The organism is Halobacteriovorax sp. GB3 (assembly GCF_028649655.1).
Lineage (GTDB): Bacteria > Bdellovibrionota > Bacteriovoracia > Bacteriovoracales > Bacteriovoracaceae > BSW11-IV.
Window position 1 is genome coordinate 65877 of the sequence record NZ_JAQSLN010000003.1, and the last position, 16446, is coordinate 82322.

At 37.9% G+C, this 16446-nt stretch carries 14 protein-coding genes and 1 tRNA gene; 10 read left to right on the top strand and 5 right to left on the bottom strand.

Annotated features, from left to right (window positions below; all coding sequences use genetic code 11):
- Positions 1-7 precede the first annotated feature (7 nt).
- The 4 genes from HBN50_RS06475 to HBN50_RS06490 all read left to right on the top strand — a co-directional run bounded on the left by HBN50_RS06475 (position 8) and on the right by HBN50_RS06490 (position 7488).
- Positions 8-2134 carry a 3-hydroxyacyl-CoA dehydrogenase NAD-binding domain-containing protein gene (locus HBN50_RS06475; protein ID WP_273868754.1) on the top strand — a complete coding sequence of 709 codons (2127 nt, stop codon included), beginning with the start codon at positions 8-10 and terminating at the stop codon, positions 2132-2134.
- Positions 2134-3309 carry an ABC transporter permease gene (locus HBN50_RS06480; protein ID WP_273868755.1) on the top strand — a complete coding sequence of 392 codons (1176 nt, stop codon included), beginning with the start codon at positions 2134-2136 and terminating at the stop codon, positions 3307-3309. Before HBN50_RS06475 ends, HBN50_RS06480 begins: the two co-directional genes overlap by 1 nt.
- Positions 3310-3554: 245 nt before the next feature.
- Positions 3555-4682 (top strand): hypothetical protein, encoded by a 1128-nt coding sequence (locus HBN50_RS06485; RefSeq protein ID WP_273868756.1) that lies wholly within the window; start codon positions 3555-3557, stop codon positions 4680-4682.
- Positions 4669-7488 (top strand): hypothetical protein, encoded by a 2820-nt coding sequence (locus tag HBN50_RS06490; RefSeq protein WP_273868757.1) that lies wholly within the window; start codon positions 4669-4671, stop codon positions 7486-7488. Before HBN50_RS06485 ends, HBN50_RS06490 begins: the two co-directional genes overlap by 14 nt.
- Before the next feature lie 72 nt (positions 7489-7560).
- Here the strand turns inward: HBN50_RS06490 and HBN50_RS06495 are convergent, their stop codons facing one another.
- From HBN50_RS06495 to HBN50_RS06510, 4 genes are all read right to left on the bottom strand, one after another.
- Positions 7561-7923 carry a hypothetical protein gene (locus HBN50_RS06495; RefSeq protein ID WP_273868758.1) on the bottom strand — a complete coding sequence of 121 codons (363 nt, stop codon included), beginning with the start codon at positions 7921-7923 and terminating at the stop codon, positions 7561-7563.
- Positions 7924-8057: 134 nt separating this feature from the next.
- The gene (locus HBN50_RS06500; RefSeq protein WP_273868759.1) at positions 8058-9074 is read right to left on the bottom strand and encodes a Ppx/GppA phosphatase family protein; all 1017 of its coding nucleotides are present in this window, start codon (positions 9072-9074) and stop codon (positions 8058-8060) included.
- Positions 9046-10197, bottom strand: a complete 1152-nt coding sequence (locus HBN50_RS06505; RefSeq protein ID WP_273868761.1) for a DNA cytosine methyltransferase — start codon at positions 10195-10197, stop codon at positions 9046-9048. The genes HBN50_RS06500 and HBN50_RS06505 overlap by 29 nt, the downstream gene beginning before the upstream one ends.
- 113 nt (positions 10198-10310) lie before the next feature.
- Positions 10311-11018 (bottom strand): hypothetical protein, encoded by a 708-nt coding sequence (locus tag HBN50_RS06510; RefSeq protein ID WP_273868763.1) that lies wholly within the window; start codon positions 11016-11018, stop codon positions 10311-10313.
- Between the two features lie 114 nt (positions 11019-11132).
- Between HBN50_RS06510 and HBN50_RS06515 the strand changes: the two genes are divergently transcribed.
- The 3 genes from HBN50_RS06515 (at position 11133) to mnmA (ending at position 14698) form a co-directional block, all read left to right on the top strand.
- Positions 11133-12344, top strand: coding sequence for a hypothetical protein (locus HBN50_RS06515; RefSeq protein ID WP_273868764.1), 1212 nt, complete (start codon positions 11133-11135; stop codon positions 12342-12344).
- The gene (locus HBN50_RS06520; RefSeq protein WP_273868765.1) at positions 12344-13486 is read left to right on the top strand and encodes a M28 family metallopeptidase; all 1143 of its coding nucleotides are present in this window, start codon (positions 12344-12346) and stop codon (positions 13484-13486) included. Before HBN50_RS06515 ends, HBN50_RS06520 begins: the two co-directional genes overlap by 1 nt.
- 63 nt (positions 13487-13549) lie before the next feature.
- On the top strand, positions 13550-14698 hold the full coding sequence (gene mnmA / locus HBN50_RS06525; protein WP_273868766.1) for a tRNA 2-thiouridine(34) synthase MnmA: 1149 nt from the start codon (positions 13550-13552) through the stop codon (positions 14696-14698).
- On the opposite strand, the gene HBN50_RS06530 is transcribed toward mnmA, so the two are convergent.
- Complete coding sequence (locus HBN50_RS06530; RefSeq protein WP_273868767.1) at positions 14690-14905, bottom strand: hypothetical protein; 216 nt, start codon at positions 14903-14905, stop codon at positions 14690-14692. The two genes, mnmA and HBN50_RS06530, sit on opposite strands and share 9 nt — an antisense overlap.
- 276 nt (positions 14906-15181) lie before the next feature.
- On the opposite strand from HBN50_RS06530, the gene HBN50_RS06535 reads away from it, so the two are divergent.
- The 3 genes from HBN50_RS06535 (at position 15182) to HBN50_RS06545 (ending at position 16339) form a co-directional block, all read left to right on the top strand.
- Positions 15182-15532 (top strand): hypothetical protein, encoded by a 351-nt coding sequence (locus tag HBN50_RS06535; RefSeq protein WP_273868768.1) that lies wholly within the window; start codon positions 15182-15184, stop codon positions 15530-15532.
- A 106-nt stretch (positions 15533-15638) separates the two neighbouring features.
- Positions 15639-15723, top strand: a tRNA-Leu gene (locus HBN50_RS06540).
- A 178-nt stretch (positions 15724-15901) separates the two neighbouring features.
- Positions 15902-16339 (top strand): hypothetical protein, encoded by a 438-nt coding sequence (locus HBN50_RS06545; protein WP_273868769.1) that lies wholly within the window; start codon positions 15902-15904, stop codon positions 16337-16339.
- Positions 16340-16446 lie beyond the last annotated feature (107 nt).

Below are 16446 nucleotides of genomic sequence, written 5' to 3' on the forward strand. Positions count from 1 at the left end.
GACTGATATGAGTTATAAAAGAATTAGTTTTGAAATTGAAGATAGAAAGGCCTTAATCGGCTTTGGTTATAACTGTGATAAATCAATGACAACTCTTGATGAGGAGTCAATGGGTGAGCTTCGCGATATTATCGAAGAGCTACACGCAAAAAAGAAAGACCTTGATGGGGCGATTTTCTTTTCTCATAAAGATCGCTGCTTTCTTGCTGGTGCCGATATCAACCTTATTGCTGGAATGAAAACTGAAAGTGATGGGGCCTATGGAGCTGAGCAAGGACAAAATATTTACAACCGTCTAGAGGACCTTTCAATTCCTACTGTTGCTTGTGTTAATGGAATTTGTCTTGGTGGGGGAACTGAGTTTATCCTTGCCTGTAATTCTGTGATCGCATCAGATGCTAAGGGAACGATGATGGGACTTCCTGAAGTGAAGTTGGGACTTATTCCTGGTTTTGGTGGAACATATCGTATGCCTAAGAAGATTGGTCTTCCAAAGGCCCTCGATCTAATTCTTTCTGGTCGAACAGTTAATGGTAAAAAGGCCAAGAGACTTGGTCTTGTCGATGAAGTTTATCCAAAGGAGAGACTTGTTGAGCAAGCCTCAAAGCACTTTGTTAAGAAAGCAAAAAAAGGTGGTTTAAAAGAATCACTTGAATCAATGGCCTCTGATAATTTTCTTTCAAAGAAAATTATTTTTCAAAAGGCGCGTGAAAATGTTTTAAAAAAGACAAAAGGTTTTTACCAAGCACCTCTTAAAATTCTCGATGTTATGGAAGCGGGAATGATGAAGGGAAGATCGAGCTACCTTGCTAGTGAGGCCCAAGCGTTTGGTGAGCTTTGTGTTGGAGAACAATCTAAAAACCTTCAGCATATTTTCTTTATGACTGAAAAAGTAAAAAAATACTCTGGTCCAGAGTCGAGTGCCGATGTTCCTAAACTATCACGTGGTGGTGTTCTTGGTGCAGGTACAATGGGTGGTGGTATTGCTTGGCTCATGGCCCAAAGTAATATGGCACCAATCATGAAAGATCTCAATGTCGATGCTCTTGAGCTTGGACTTAAGCAGTCTTCTTCAAATTTTATGGGAGCTGTTAAGAGAAAGAAAATGAGCTTTGATGATTTTGAAAGAAAGCAAAGATCTATTTGTCCACAAACTGATTATCGTGGATTTAATAAGATTGATCTTCTTATTGAGGCCATCGTTGAAAACATGGATATCAAAAAGAAAGTCTTTGCTGAGACTGAAAAGTACATGAGAGATGATGCTCTTTTAACTTCAAATACATCTTCTCTTTCAGTGCAAGAAATGGCCTCTGCTCTAGAAAAGCCAGAGCGCTTTGCAGGTCTTCACTTTTTTAACCCTGTTCACAGAATGCCACTTGTTGAGATTATCACTCACGACAAAGTTGCTCCTGAGACTTTAGAGTCACTCTATAATTGGGTTTTAAAATCAAAGAAAACACCTGTTATTGTTAAAGATGGCCCAGGTTTTCTCGTTAACAGAATCCTTATGCCTTATATGAATGAAGCAGGTTTTCTTCTTGAAGAAGGTGTTTCAATCAAAGATATCGAAGATGCATGTCTCAACTTTGGTATGCCAATGGGTCCATGTCGTCTACTCGATGAAGTTGGAATCGATGTTGGTGAAAAAGTTGCAAAAATTATTTACGATGGTCTTGGAGAGCGTGCCAAATCAAGTGGTGTTTCTAAGACTCTTGTAGAAAAAGGTCTTCTAGGTAGAAAAACAAATAAAGGTTTCTATAACTACGATGAGAAGGGAAAAGAAGACGGTTTCAATGATGAGGCCATGGCGCTTCTTCCAAAGGCATCAAAGAAGATGAGTGAAACTGAAATTCAAATGAGAATTTTTCTTCCAATGATCAATGAAGCTTCAACTGTCTTAGAAGATGGGATCGTTCAGTCGGCAGATGATGTTGATTTAGGTCTAATCTTTGGTATTGGTTTCCCTCCATTTAGAGGTGGGCTACTTCGCTATGCAGATAGTGAAGGTCTTGATCGTATCGTAGAAGCGCTAGCGAAATACGCTGAATCAGTAGATAAAGATCGTTATGGTGCAAGTGATCTATTAAAGAAACTTGCAGCTGAGAAAAAGAAATTCTACGAAATGAATTAATGTTTTCTCACTTTCAACGATACTTCGTTTCTCATATTTTCAATGCTAGAACACGCCAGCGATTGCTTATCTTAGCAATCACTGGCCTGTTTCTTTCTAGCTTCGCCCTGTTGGTCTTACAATCAACAATGGGTGGTCTTCAAAGAAATCGTATTAGTCGTTCTAAAGCGATTTTTGGCCATGCCACTGTCCATGTCACTACAACGAACCGTGATGCTATAAGGCGCTTAAATGAGCTTATCATGCCCTTAAGCAATAAGGGGGTCGACATTAGTCGTGAGTATGTCATTGAGCTTCTTTTGCAACATGGAGGCTATCTTGCTCCGGTTATTGTACATGGAATTTCTGATGATTCTTACCGCCAGAGTTTTCTTGGAGAGAGAGATTTCGAAGGGACGCTTGTCCCAAGTGAGCTCTCCTATAAGTTAAGACTTCGTGAGGGGAGTGAGTTTCAACTAATTTCACCTTCTCATACTGATACATTTTTTGGTGAAATTCCACGTATGGCACAAACTCAAGTACAGGAGAGAATCATTACCGATGATCCTGAAGTTGATGCTGCCCACGTTTGGACGAGACTCTCGCTCATTCAAAACCTTATTAAAAAGGATGTCGTCAATACTTTTCGTTTGTTTGGAGAGTATAATTACCGTTCTTTAAAAGAGAGTATTGAAAAAGAGTTCAAAGAAAAGGCCTACCTGCAAACTTGGGAAGAAAAAAATCAGAACTTAGTATGGGCACTTAATCTAGAAAATGCCGTGATGATCTTTCTCTTTATTGGAATGACTCTACTCGTTTCACTTTGTATCACCAGTGGTCTTATGATTTTCTTTGGTCACATTAAGCTCGATCTTGCGAGTTTTTGGATTCAAGGGGCCTCAAAGAGAACGATTTATCGTTCAACGTCAAAGGCGATCCATTTTATTAGTTTTTGCGCAATTGTCGCTGGCCTTGGTGGAGCAATTATTTTTCTGGAGCTCTTCGATCAATTTGGACCAGAAATCATGCCAGATGTTTTTGTCGATCGAAAGATTCCTGTGGCCATGACGGGCAGAGGGGTAGGTATTTCCTTTTTCGTTCCCTTTCTCATCTCTTGGGTCTTTGTTGAAATTTCAATTCTATCTTTTAAGAGAGAGAATAATTATCTCGATTTTATACGCTCATTGGGACGTTAATATTCCCTCTAAATTAGAATAATTAAGATGTTAATTTTATTGAGTTCTTGCTTGGGAAAAATTGCATCTTAATGGTCCTACCCGCAAACTGTCAAACATTTAAACACCTGTTAGTTCCTTGTGAGTCCATTTCGTAAACAGTGCTTTTTTACTGTGTAATTACAGGGGTATAGTGACCCTAGCTGTCTTTATTCTTTGGCATAACTCTTGCTTAATATATATCGAATCAACATTTTGGGGAAATTATGAAAAAGCTTTTAGCACTATCATTATTAACGACCTTACAAGTATCGGCAGATGACTTTAGTCTTTCGAGCTTCAACAAGGTTATAGAGAATGAGCGCGACACGAAGGTGAAAGCGAGTGTAGGCTTTTTTGCTGTTTCACAAAATAGTGATGTTAATAAGGCCAAGAAACAAGGCCTATATGCCGGAGCAAGCGGGCATCACGCATTCTATCCTAATTTAAAATTAAAATTCAATGTTGCCTTTGAAGCGGAATCAGGTTCAACAGACTCTCTCTATAATAATAATGAATTTCGCGCTAAGAACTCTTTCATTCTTAAAGAGGGATCACTTGTTTACGATGGATTAAAATCACTTACTCTTGAAGCTGGTTCATTAAGTAATGATCACACAGCGGTTAATCAATTACTCATCTCTGGTTCAATCCTAGGACTTAGAGAAACATATACATTAGAAGGAAAGCACTTTGGTGTAAGATTACAAGCTCTTCAAGCTTCGCCAAATACAAATAACTTTTCTGATCGTGTAGACAAAGTAGAAGAGGGATCACCATCTTATTTTCAAGAGTCGATCCAAGCTCTTGCCAAGTATGAAAGCTTTAAGATGAAGCTTGGTCTTGGTCATTTTGCCTACGATAAATTATCAAATGAAGTTGCCTATAGCTCACTATTTAATGGAAACACAATTTCAGGTGTACGTGAGACAGGAACAAATTTTACTTATAACTACCAAGGGTGGAGCTACTATGCTGATGCGGCCCTAACATTCAGAGATTTTGCTTTTGGAGCTTATTTTGCTCAAGTAGAAAATACTGAAGCTCCAACTGGGGCGAATAAAGGAACAGTTGTAGGGTTAACAGGTAATTACTATTACGGTTCATCAATGCACATTCTTGGAGCAGAGAATTTTGAAGTTGAATCAGATGCCTCTGTTGCTTACTACAATAATAAATACTACGGACACAACAACAAAAAAGGTGCAAGGCTTTTCTACACATATAAAGACCTTGCCAATAACTTTGAAGTAAGAACGAACGTTGTTACAAACAAAGTTCTTGAAAAAAACGACACACAAGCAAACGATCAAATTTTACACATCACACTAAGGAAATTCTATGACCTTTTCTAAGAAGTACCACCTCGTTATGGCCATGGCAGCGATTCTCGCTGGTTGTTCGGCACAGGTAGATGGAACGAAAGAAGCAGCCAAAGAAGAGTCTCGTCTTCAGCTTAAAACGCTTAAGGTTTTAAGTACGACTGATATTCGTGAAGAAGAGAGTATTGATGCGATTACAACGGCAAGGCAATACACAGTTCAAGCATGTCTTGAAGATGGCCTTAAAGTTAAAGATCTCTCTAATAGAAAAGTCGTTCTTGGTGACGGAACAGTTAAGTACACTGACGTTGGTGGCTGTGTTGCTTGGGATAAAGTTGTAGAAATCGACTATAAAAATAAAGACAATTGTAAGGTATATAACGAAACAATTAAGATTGATGGTCAAAATATGCAAGCAACAGCAGCATACTCGATTGACTCTCTAAGCAATACTTTCTCTGATCAGAAAAAATCGAAAGGTTGTCTGATTAAAAAAGAAGAAAAGTCACTTACAAGTTATAAAACGGACAGTGAGCTTGTTCTTGAGAGAATTGAGCTTTTCGCTGATGCTGATACTCAAATTAAAAGAAGTGATGTGAAATACTGGTCATATTCAACTGAGTATCACTCATGTATTTCTTCTTATACATCAGGAAAAAGACTTAGAAAGACAAATATTGAAATTGAAATCAAAGACCCAAGAACTGGAAAAGTTCATAAGAAACAAACAAGAACAACACGTGAAGGTTGTTTTCAAGGTGTATTTGATTCTACTTATGAGCAGTATAGCTACTCAAAGTGGATCCCTTACCAGTTTAGTGTAAAAGTTTTAGACGGTATTCTTGAAGGTGAGAGCGTTGGACGTAATGTTGCTCTTAACCCATGGGAGCCTGAGAGAACAATTTTTGCTGTGGATACTGATCCAGAGTATGGATACGGAGAAATTAAGCAAAATCCAATCCCTTTAAAAAATCAAATCCAAATTGATGGAGTGATGTACATCCTTATTGGAAATGATAACGATAACTTTAGAGTTAATGATTACCTTGGTCTTACGATTTCTCGTTCTTACCAAGTCGTACTAAACCCAAGAGTTTATAAAGGTCACCGTTTTGGAAAGACTGCGAAGTATCTTCCTCTTAACGATGGTAAGTTCAAATTAAGCTTCATGGTACTTGCTCCAAAGGGAACAGATATTCCTATAACAGCTGAAAACTATAATGACTTTACTTTCATTACTGGTGCACAAAAAACAGTTGAAGTAAAAAATGGAATTATCAACGATCTTATCTCACTACAGATTAAGCACACTGATCTTCCAAAATTAGCAATGAGAACTGTTTCAGTTTTCAAGCTTGAGCCACTAGAAGATATCGGACTTGATGAAGCTGTTGTAACAGGTTTCTTTAAAGCGAAAATTCCATGGATTAAGACAAACGTCTTTAAGTCTGAAGATCTTAATATGGATGCTTCTCAAGCGGGAATCACTGTAAGAGAAAAGAATAACACTAATACGGCCAATAACTATGGAAATATGGTTTCCGAAAAAGATATTGAAGCTTGGAAGAAAAATATTCTTCTAGGGAAAAATACTGATAACAATTTTGAGATCGATCAGATTAATAAAGCGGATGGACAATTCAATAAAGAGCAGATTGCTTTTAAGAGATACATTGAGTTTCTTTTCGAGAATATTAATGAACTTACGGATAAGAGAACTTTTGATAATCCATTTAAAAGAAGTGCTAAAGACATCTTCATTGGTCACCTTAATAAGACTCTGCCAGACTTAAAGGCAATGTCTGTAAAGCAATACAATGAAACTTATAAGATGAACTTTACAAATGAAGATATCAACTCGCAAATGAATATCGACTTTGTAACTGAAGAGTTTAAAGATAAGCTTTGTAAAGTTGCCTTCAACTTTCATCTTCCAAAGTATCATACTGAATTAACAAAGCTTTTTAGAAACGGAGATTATAAAGAGTGTATGAAGGACTTCTATCGTTACTTTGCGATTAAGAAGTACAAGCACGTTGATAAAATTACTAAAGCAACACCTGATTGGGCCACTGGTTTTGGTTTCTCAATGGGTGCTCGTTACCAGCTTTATGAAGGGCACCAAGAGTCCCTTTGGAAGAACCTTAGAGTACCAGCTTTTGATATCGCAACAAAGCTTGATCCTCTAAAGTTCCTATCAGTTGGTCTTAGACTCTTTGATTTTGGTATGGGTAAGTCTTGGAACGATGTAGAGAGTCAAGGTAATGGACATGATATTTCAACTTTTCATAACATGGGTGTTGAAAGATTCAACCTTGCTCTAGAAGGACAATTTTCGAACTGTTTAATTGTTATGGGTAAGCAGTATCGTGATAGAAATGCTCGTCATGTACATAATCATGCCGCATGGATTCCTGCTGATAAGCCAAAGAAAGTTGAAATGGATGCTTATATTTGTGCCGATTCGAGAAAAGAAGAAATCTCAGAAGACTGGTACTATATGCAAGAATTTACAAATGACACTTCAATCATGAGAGATGCTTATGATGCAAGTACAGTACAATTCATTAAAGTCCTTAGAGGAGTGAATAAGTACAAAGAAATTGAAAATAAGCTTAAAGATGAATCAACTCTACTTCTCGCAGCAGGTTTTGTAGGGCAACAGTCTCCTGATGAATTTCTAATCAAGAACTGGGGTCATATGATTGAAAACCCTGAGCTTAGCGAAGATGATAAGGGATGGTTACTCCTTGATCATATCGATGGATCATTCCCTGGAACAATTGAAGTAATTCCAGGACCTCAAACAACAAGAACAGGGCTGAAGAGCTTTCTATAAAACTTAGTTTTGTGTAAATGTGTGTATGTGTGTAAAAGGCCGAGAGTATACTCGGCCTTTTTTGTATTTAATTTAAAGCTCAACTTCTAGGCATTCCTTAAGTAGAGAAAGAATGAAATCCATCTTATCTAAGTTTTCTCTCAGTTTATAGTCGAGTTCTGTGTGCTTATCTTCAACCTGCTTTACAAAAACTCCCATGACGCTGAAGCCATTCTCTTTTATGTAGAGGCGTTTACCTTCCCACGTTTTTAAGACAGCATAAGTTCCTTGAAGCTCGTGGTCGAGTTCATCTGTAAAGCTCTTCGTTTCGCTCTTGTAGAGAAGAAGGGCCTCTTTGACCTTTTCTAGGTGATGAACTTCATTTTCACAATGGGGTTTTGCTTGAGAGTGGACACTTGTAAAAAGTAATGTTGCTAGTAAAATAATCTTTTTCATAAAATCTCCTTTAGGCGAGATTTTATGAAAGAGAAACTTTTTGCGTCAACGGATGTTCAATTTTGTTCATAAAAAAAGGCCCAATGACTCGAAAGCAATTTGGCCTTGTCGATACTGTATTTAATTTTTTCTTTTTACCAGCTTTGATTATGCAAGAGTAGTCCGTGGGCCATATTCACTTTAAGTGTTTTAACTTTAGCAATATTCATTTTTTGCATATGTCCTAAGACAAGAGCAAGGTTTGTAACATCAGTTTGCGCATATGGGCCACCAATTTGGCGATCATTTAATTTTGATCTCTTTAAAAGAGTCGTGTAAACATCGTTTTGCTGATAAGTCTTTGTCTTGATGCCCGTTTGTTTTCTAACAGAAAAGTAGTGTACACCACCAATACCATAGATGTTGTAATTCTTAAGGTCTTTGAAAAAAGCTGGAACTTTTTCGGCCGCTTTTCTAGAAAGATCAATGGCCTTAAGGGCCCGTCTTTTTCCAAGTGGGTTAGGTGAGCGGTTATTCTTTTTGAAAAGCTTCTTTAGTACTTGGTCTTTAAAAGAAACTGAAGCAATCTTTCCAAGGTAGTGTGTCCACACTCCTTTTTCGTCTCTGTGTGAAAGTTGCATAGAACCTCCACCAATATCCCAAACAATAAATGGTCTCTTATCGAGGATAAGGTTTTTCGCACCTAAGTATCCAAGACGAGCTTCTGTTGTTTGATTAATAATTTTGAGATTCATTCCCGTTCTTTTTGCCAAAAGATTGAGGACTTCTTTACCGTTATTGGCCGTTCTAAAGGCCGATGTGGCCATGGCCGAAAACTCTGTGGCACCAAGTGATTGGGCCTTCGCTTTTAATTCCATGAGTGAATTTGTAGCGGCAGAGATAATCTTGTTTGAAAACTTATTGTCTTTTGAATCGATAAGATCCTGCTTGAAGCCAATCGGTCTTTGGGCCTCTAAAAGTAGGTTTTCGATTTTTAGATCACATTTATTCACTCTTGCTACGACCATCTTCGTTGAGCCTGAACCCATGTCAAAGGCCGCACGATTGACGATACAGCTATTTTTTGTCGATGTTGTTGAACAAGCACTAAGAGTGATGACAACAGCCGTTAGAGAGATAAATTTAAGTGCGATAGACAAAGGCCTTCTCACGAACACTCCTAATTGTTTGGTTGACAGTTTTTCTTTTATTATCGGTAACCAAATCTTTTTTCTTCAAAGATTGTTTGTACATTTTAACAAGACTTTTTCCAATACACTTGGCCATCTCTGGAGGTACGGCATTTCCAATTTGGCGCCACTGGGCAGAGATTGGTCCCGCAAAGACAAAGTCATTTGGAAAGCTTTGTAAGCGAGCTGCTTCTCTTTGAGTAAGGTAGCGGTGCTCAGTTGGATGGAAGTAACTATGACGGTGAGTCATGATTGTAGGGCTTGGGGCCTTTGAGTTCAGTCTTTGGTACTTTGTTTGGCGGAAACGATTCTCTGGAAGAGTTTTCCAATCAACACCAAGCTTTAGTGATGGAGTGAAGTATTTCTTTTCGTCTTTTTCGTAACGAATTCCTGCACCATCTGGGATTCTTTTTAGTCTTTTCTTATCGAGTTTTGACTTTAACTCAGCAAGTTCGAGATCGTGGTTAATGATCTCGCCTTTTTTTGTTGCGATGTCTTTAAGAGCATCACCAACAGTTATGGCCGGTCTAAAAGTTTTTGCGATGATTGTATCGTGAGTCTTCTTTGGAAAATCGATCTCAGTATTTAGGCGTGAACCAATAATAATCGTTCTTCTTCTTTTTTCAGGAACACCATATTGCTCAGCAGACATAACGCGAACATCAAGGTTGTAACCTAATTTATGAAATTGCTGGAAGATCGCTCTTAGCGTTTTCTCATTTTTCTTAGCAAGTAGTCCTGTTACGTTTTCAATGACAACGTAGTAAGGATTGGTTTCTCTTACGATGCGAACGAACTCTTTAAAGAGTGTGTTTCTTGTATCTTTTGGATCACCAAGGCCAACAGTAGAAAATCCTTGGCATGGAGGCCCTCCAACGACGACGTGTACTTCTTTATTATCGATAAGATCAAAGAGCTTATTTTTTGTAAGCTTTTTGATATCTCCGCAATAGACGTTGGCATGTTTATGGTTAAGAGCAAAAGTTTCCATGGCATGCTTGTTTGCATCGACGCCAAGAACACATTTAAGACCAGCTTGTTCAAGTCCACAAGACAGGCCACCTGCTCCAGAAAAAATATCGATAAAGTTCAATTTCTTGACCATAAGGGGGTGATCTCTTTGTTGGTGTGATTTGTTAATATGACCCTTATGATTATGAATTTACGCAACTGATTATGTCAATTAATATCAGGGGATAGTGCGATGTGTAGAATTGTTTAAGAGATTTTTTTCATGGCCTCTAAGCTCTGGACGAGACTAAGGGGATTGTCTAGTGGTGTTATTTTATTATTGTGCACTGTGAGTGAAGTGTTTTTAGTTTTTCTCTCTTCTAAGTTATTAAGTGAATAGCTTAGATCTTCATTATAAGTAATGCTCTTGTCACATAACTCACTCCAGTAGTGGGCATCATGAGTCAGAATAAGAAAGTTTGTTTTATCTTTTTCATTCTTTTCGAGAATGGCCTTTTTAAAAAGAGCTTTTAAAAAAGGATCTGCATGTTCATCAATACATTCAACAATTACTAGTGGTGCTTCAGAGAGAAGCCCTTTTACCATAGAAGCAATGAGCAGTTCTTTAGAGGAGCATTCGCTCACTTTCTTTTGTACAGGCCCAATGGCGTGAAAGAGAGATTTGAGAGCTGGCCTCGTCTCTAGTCTTACGGCCAGGTCTTCTAGCATAGTCTCATTTTTTTGATTTAGTACGTTATTATTTGTCTCCAGTGTAATTTGCGAGAGAAGATCCATATTTTGAATAAACGACTGTTGAGATCCGATATGAGCAAAGACAAAGTAGTTTTTAACTCTTAGAGATTTCAAAGCACGCATGGCCTCGTTTAGATATTGAGTTTCTCTCTTTTTAGGAACAAAGAGGACAATATCTTGGCTGGTCATAGTTTCAATTTTAAATTTGTGAGCGTAATTCATAGTAAAATTATCGGTTATTTGTTGTTTGGGCCTTAGATTAGAAGATTATTCCCCAACTATTTCAGGAGGTTATGTCGAGATATAATGGGATAAGGGCAAAACTAGGAGGTTGTTTTGGCCACTGTCATCATTGGAATGGATGGAAAAATTGAATCGTTAGTTGCGGCCTATTTGTTAAAAAAACAAGGTCACAAATGTATTGGCGTTACTGTTTCGCTGCGTTCACGCAATGAAATTGAAAACGAAATCTTTGAAGAGTGGCTCCCTAGTGATTTAGATCTTATTAAATCTTATTGTGATCAACTTGAAATCCCTTACTATGCCACTGAAGGCTATGGGGAATTTCTCGACCAGGTGATTGACCCCCTGGTTGCTGCGAGATTGCAGGGGCGTCGCTATGATGCAAGGCCTGATTATAACAAGCTCATTGTTAGTAAATTAATGGAAAAAAAAGGCGCACTTAAAGCGGACTTCGTGGCCACAGGACATTTTGCTAAACTCTACAAAAACCAAATCACTGGCGAACATCATCTTCTAAGTTCTAATGACTTAAATAATGATGAAAGTTTTGGCGTCGCAACTTTACCAGATTCTTATTATGATCATCTTCTCTTTCCTCTAAGTGATTTAAGACGTGAGGAGACTCAACGTATTTATGATTTGGTTGGTATTAACGTCGATAGAGATTACAAAGAACTTAAAAGAGCGCGTAGAGATTTTGATATCAAAGATAAAATTCTCGATCTGATTAAAGAGAGAGCTCCTCATACAATGATTAAAGAGGGTGTCGTTTACAGCCAGTATGATGGGCGAACTCTTGGTGATCACGAATCTCATAGTGATTTCTATGTAGGACAGACGACGCGCTTGAATTTCAAAATGAGTCAACCGCTCGATAAGAATATGGTCGTTGTTCGCGTGGTTCCTTCTAATGGTTCTATTCTACTTGGTAGAGAAGATAAATTAAAACATAGTCACCTCTATATTTCTCATTTTATTTGTGAAGAAGCTCTCGATCGCTCTGTGCCTATCAATTGTTATTATAAAATTTCAAATTCAAAAGAGATTGAAAGTTGCTGTTTGTATTTTAAAAATAATGACTTTGCACTCGTTGATTTAAAGGGTGAAAAGGAGGGGGTACTCTCTCCTGGTACTCGTGTGGCCTTTTATAATCGCAAAGGAGTCGGGGCTAAGGTTATTGGCTCAGGTGTCGTTAAGAGTTATGGATACTACGAAAATGCTGAATATAGACAGCTTCCTTTTACTAAGGAAGAAGAAGATGTTTTGAAAAAGCCACTCATCGATATTTTTCAAATGAGGTTATAATGAAGTTTTGTTTTAGTGCAATTATTTTACTTTTTACGATGCAAACACTTGCTGTGAATCTCAAAAAGAGAGAGAAAAACCCAACATCTGTTTATCGCGTAAAAAGTATTGTTACTAAAGTAAAAGAAGATGATCTCATTAAAACACTTCGCGATTTTATTAAAAATAACAGACCTTCTCGTATGGTGGGAACGGCCAGTCATGAAAAAGTCGCTTCATGGCTAGTAGAAGAAATTAAAAGAAAAGATCCAAACTCTAAGGGCCTTGTCATAGTCGATGAATTTGAACCAGACTTGGAAAGAGCGAAAAAGAGTTATCTTCAAGAGTTTCAAAATGAAATCGTTGGCAAGTTTCAACCAGGTGATAAGATTTATCAACGATGGGATTCTTTCACGAAGAATATGATCAAGAGGTTGGATTCATTTAAGGGAATAAAGGGAAAGAACGTTATTTGGGAAAAGAAAGGTTCTAAGTATCCAAATGAAGTTCTTCTTCTTGGTGCCCATTATGACACAGTGATATTTGATAAGAAGAATATGGTTGTTAATAATAAAGGACGACAACCAGGTGCAGATAATAATGGCACAGGAGTTTCAGCTCTTTTACAAATGATTGAACTTCTCTCGCAAGTTGAGATTCAAAAAACAATTCGTATTGTCTTCTTTGATTTTCAGGAATTCGATTTTCTAGGGGCCAGGGCCTATTTAAAAAAATACGAAACACCTCTTAAAGAAGAAAATTTCAATGGTATGGTCAATGTTCTCATGCTCGGCCACGATACTAAAAATGAAGATAAAGAAAAAAAGTATGGAAATTTCAAGGCCTATGGAAGAAAGGGGATGGGTGGGCCCTCTTCGCACGATAAAGCTCTTTTTGATATGCTAAACGTTGCTGGAAAGAAAATGTCTAGTCACATCGACTTTGAATACGTTGGCAATAATTTCAATACAGGTGATCATCTTCCTTTTTGGGAAAATGGGTATCCAGCCGTGACTTTCACCCAAAACTGGGAGAGTGATTACAATAGTAAAAATCATCATACATCAAATGATTTTGTTGAAACGATTAATTTCAAAAGCTTCTATCATTCTTTTCTCTATCTCAGTGGTTCTGTCATTTCTTGGGCCATGGAGCTTAAGTAAAGATTGTTCATGAAATCAACTAATTGATTGCGCCAAAGGCCTATTCTAGTGTATTTATAGGCCATGGCGAGAATACACGATCAAAGAAAAAACGAAGAAATTACTGTCATTGTTGGAATGTCTGGGGGGGTTGATTCCTCGGCCAGTGCTGCTGTTTTAAAAGAGCAGGGCTACAATGTGATTGGAATGTTTATGAAAAACTGGGAAGAAAAAGATGAGTTTGGCGTTTGCCAATCGTCTAAAGAATTCGCAGACGTCGTTAAAGTGTGCGAGAAGCTCGATATTCCCTATTATTCCATCGATTTTGTAAAAGAGTATCGCGATAATGTCTTCAAGCACTTTGTTGAAGAATACAAAGCGGGAATGACACCAAATCCCGATATTCTGTGTAACCGTGAAATCAAGTTTAAGGTCTTTTTAGAGAAGGCCATTGAGCTTGGCGCTGATTACTTAGCAACGGGACACTATTGTCAAAACCTCTTTCTCGATGGTGAAAACCGCCTAGTGAAAGGGAATGATGATAATAAAGATCAGACCTACTTTCTCTATACAATGATGAAATCTAAACTTGATAAGGTTCTCTTTCCCATTGGTCATATTCCAAAGCCAGAAGTTAGAGAAATTGCTAAAAAGTATGATCTTATCACTCATGATAAAAAAGATAGCACTGGGATTTGTTTCATTGGTGAGAGAAATTTTAAAAACTTCCTCTCTCAATATGTTCAAATGAAGGAAGGGAACTTTGAAACACTCGCTGGTGAGGTTGTAGGCAAGCACACAGGTTCTGTCTACTATACAATTGGCCAAAGAAAAGGGCTAGGCCTTGGTGGTCCTGGTGAGCCTTGGTATGTTGTTGACAAGGATATGGAGCGCAATGTGGTTATCGTTGAAAGAGGTGATCAACATCCGGCCCTTTATTGTGACTATCTCTATGCTGATGAAATCTCTCTCGTTAGTGAGAGCTTCAATTTAGAGCTTCCTTATCGCTGTAAAGCTAAGGTTCGCTATCGCCAAAAAGACCAAGATTGTGTGATTACTGAATTTGATGGCAATAAAGTTAAAGTTGAATTTGACGTACCTCAAAGAGGGGTGGCCATCAGACAGAGTATTGTTTTCTACCAGACAATTGAAGGCCAAGAGGTCTGTCTGGGTGGGGCAATGATTGAATCAAAAGGGCCTAGCTACTTTGAGATGAACAAAGAACTACCATAGTTTAGGATCGTTAAGATCGAGCTCTTTTTTCTTCTCTCTAGCATTCGCTCGTTTTTCGTAGGCCATGCACTCGCTACCTGTTTCACGCTTAATGACCATCGAAGGAATACTGGCCGTTTCAAAGCCATAAAAGCGACACCCTCTTGGGCTACGCGGGTCATAGGTTGATTTGTAGTACTTACATTTCATGCAACTGATTTGTTCCATAAAAGCCTCCTCATTTATTATCTCCTGTAAAAAAACGCCTTAAAAGTGGGAAAGAATTATAGGGGTGTCTAGAAAAAATACATCACAAGTGGTGGAATTCATTGATCTTTTTTTTGTATGATTCCTAGACGATGTCACAATTTAAGACAATCTTAGCTTGTTAAGAAAACTAAATATTAGCAGCTTAGGACAACTTATGTTGGCATGTCCTGTGCATTAACTAGCGTGGATACTTTAAATCCATGAGAAGAAACTTTATTAACTTATTGGACGGAAATGAAAGACTTAGAAAAATTGTTGGATTCAAGCACTGATGAGAATCTCGTCATGTTCCCTGCTGCTAAAAATTATGCGCCTGATCCAGAGGAGGTCCTCGATGACCCTCTCAATGATCTTTTAAACGAATTTTCTGAGTATGAAGACGAAGACTTTGTTGACTACTATGAAGATGAGCAACTTGAAGCGCGAGCTCTCGATGAGGCGAAGGCCCTTGTTGATTCATATAATGACAATCAAAGTTTAGGCCTTTTTGAGAGAATGAATCAAAAAGTAGATCGCTTAGAAGAGAGTACCAAGCGTGTGCGCTTTTATTTAAGCGAGCTTGATTTCTATATTGATAAACGCTAAAAACAATCTCTTTACGCTGTATGTAGTTAAAAAAAGAAGAGCTTTTTGAAAAAAGAGCTTGTCATATTGTAGAATCCTCATTAAATTAATTTCTACATTTCATGCTGCCCAGGTGGTGAAATTGGTAAACACGCACGGTTGAGGGCCGTGTGCCGCAAGGCTTGCTGGTTCAAGTCCAGTTCTGGGCACCATTCTTACATTCTAAGAATAGTTAAAAAGGAATCCTGATAGGATTCCTTTTTTTTGTCCTTTTTGTGTCTAAATAATAACACCTCTTATAATCTTTTCATTTAGTAACAAAAAATTAGTTAATGATAGCAATATGAAAACATTGTTAATGGAACAAATAAAAACAATGTGGAGATACTTATGAAAAAGTTATTACTTGGTCTATCACTTCTATCCGTTGCGAGCTCATTTGCGAGTGATTGCAATGTCTATTTAAATTCGGCCAAAGGTGAATCCAATCGTCTCTACCAACTTGAGGATCGACTTGTGAAGCAAAACTACAATATTGTTCAATCGAATGAAGAGGCGAATATTGAAGTTAAAACAATTTCTACAGGGTGCCTTAAAACCATGGGTTATGGAAAACATTCATGCACGCAAGTTTATGCCCTTGTAGAGTATAGGACGAATGGTAGTACTGATACTGTTCTTAAGGGGAGCGAACTGCTTGTGAGTGGAAATCCCAAGGACGGTAAAATGATGAAAGTCTTCGCTGGAGAAGATTCCTCAAAGTTTGGCCTCGTCTCTTATGACGACGCTTTTTCTCGTGCACTCTCTAAAATTGAACGTTGTCAGTAAGAACATCGGATATAGGGAAGGTTCATTCTTTGTGAACCTTCTCATACTAACTTAACAGTTTTCTAACGGAGCATTCCCTTGCTTTCCACAATTTTTGATGATAATTA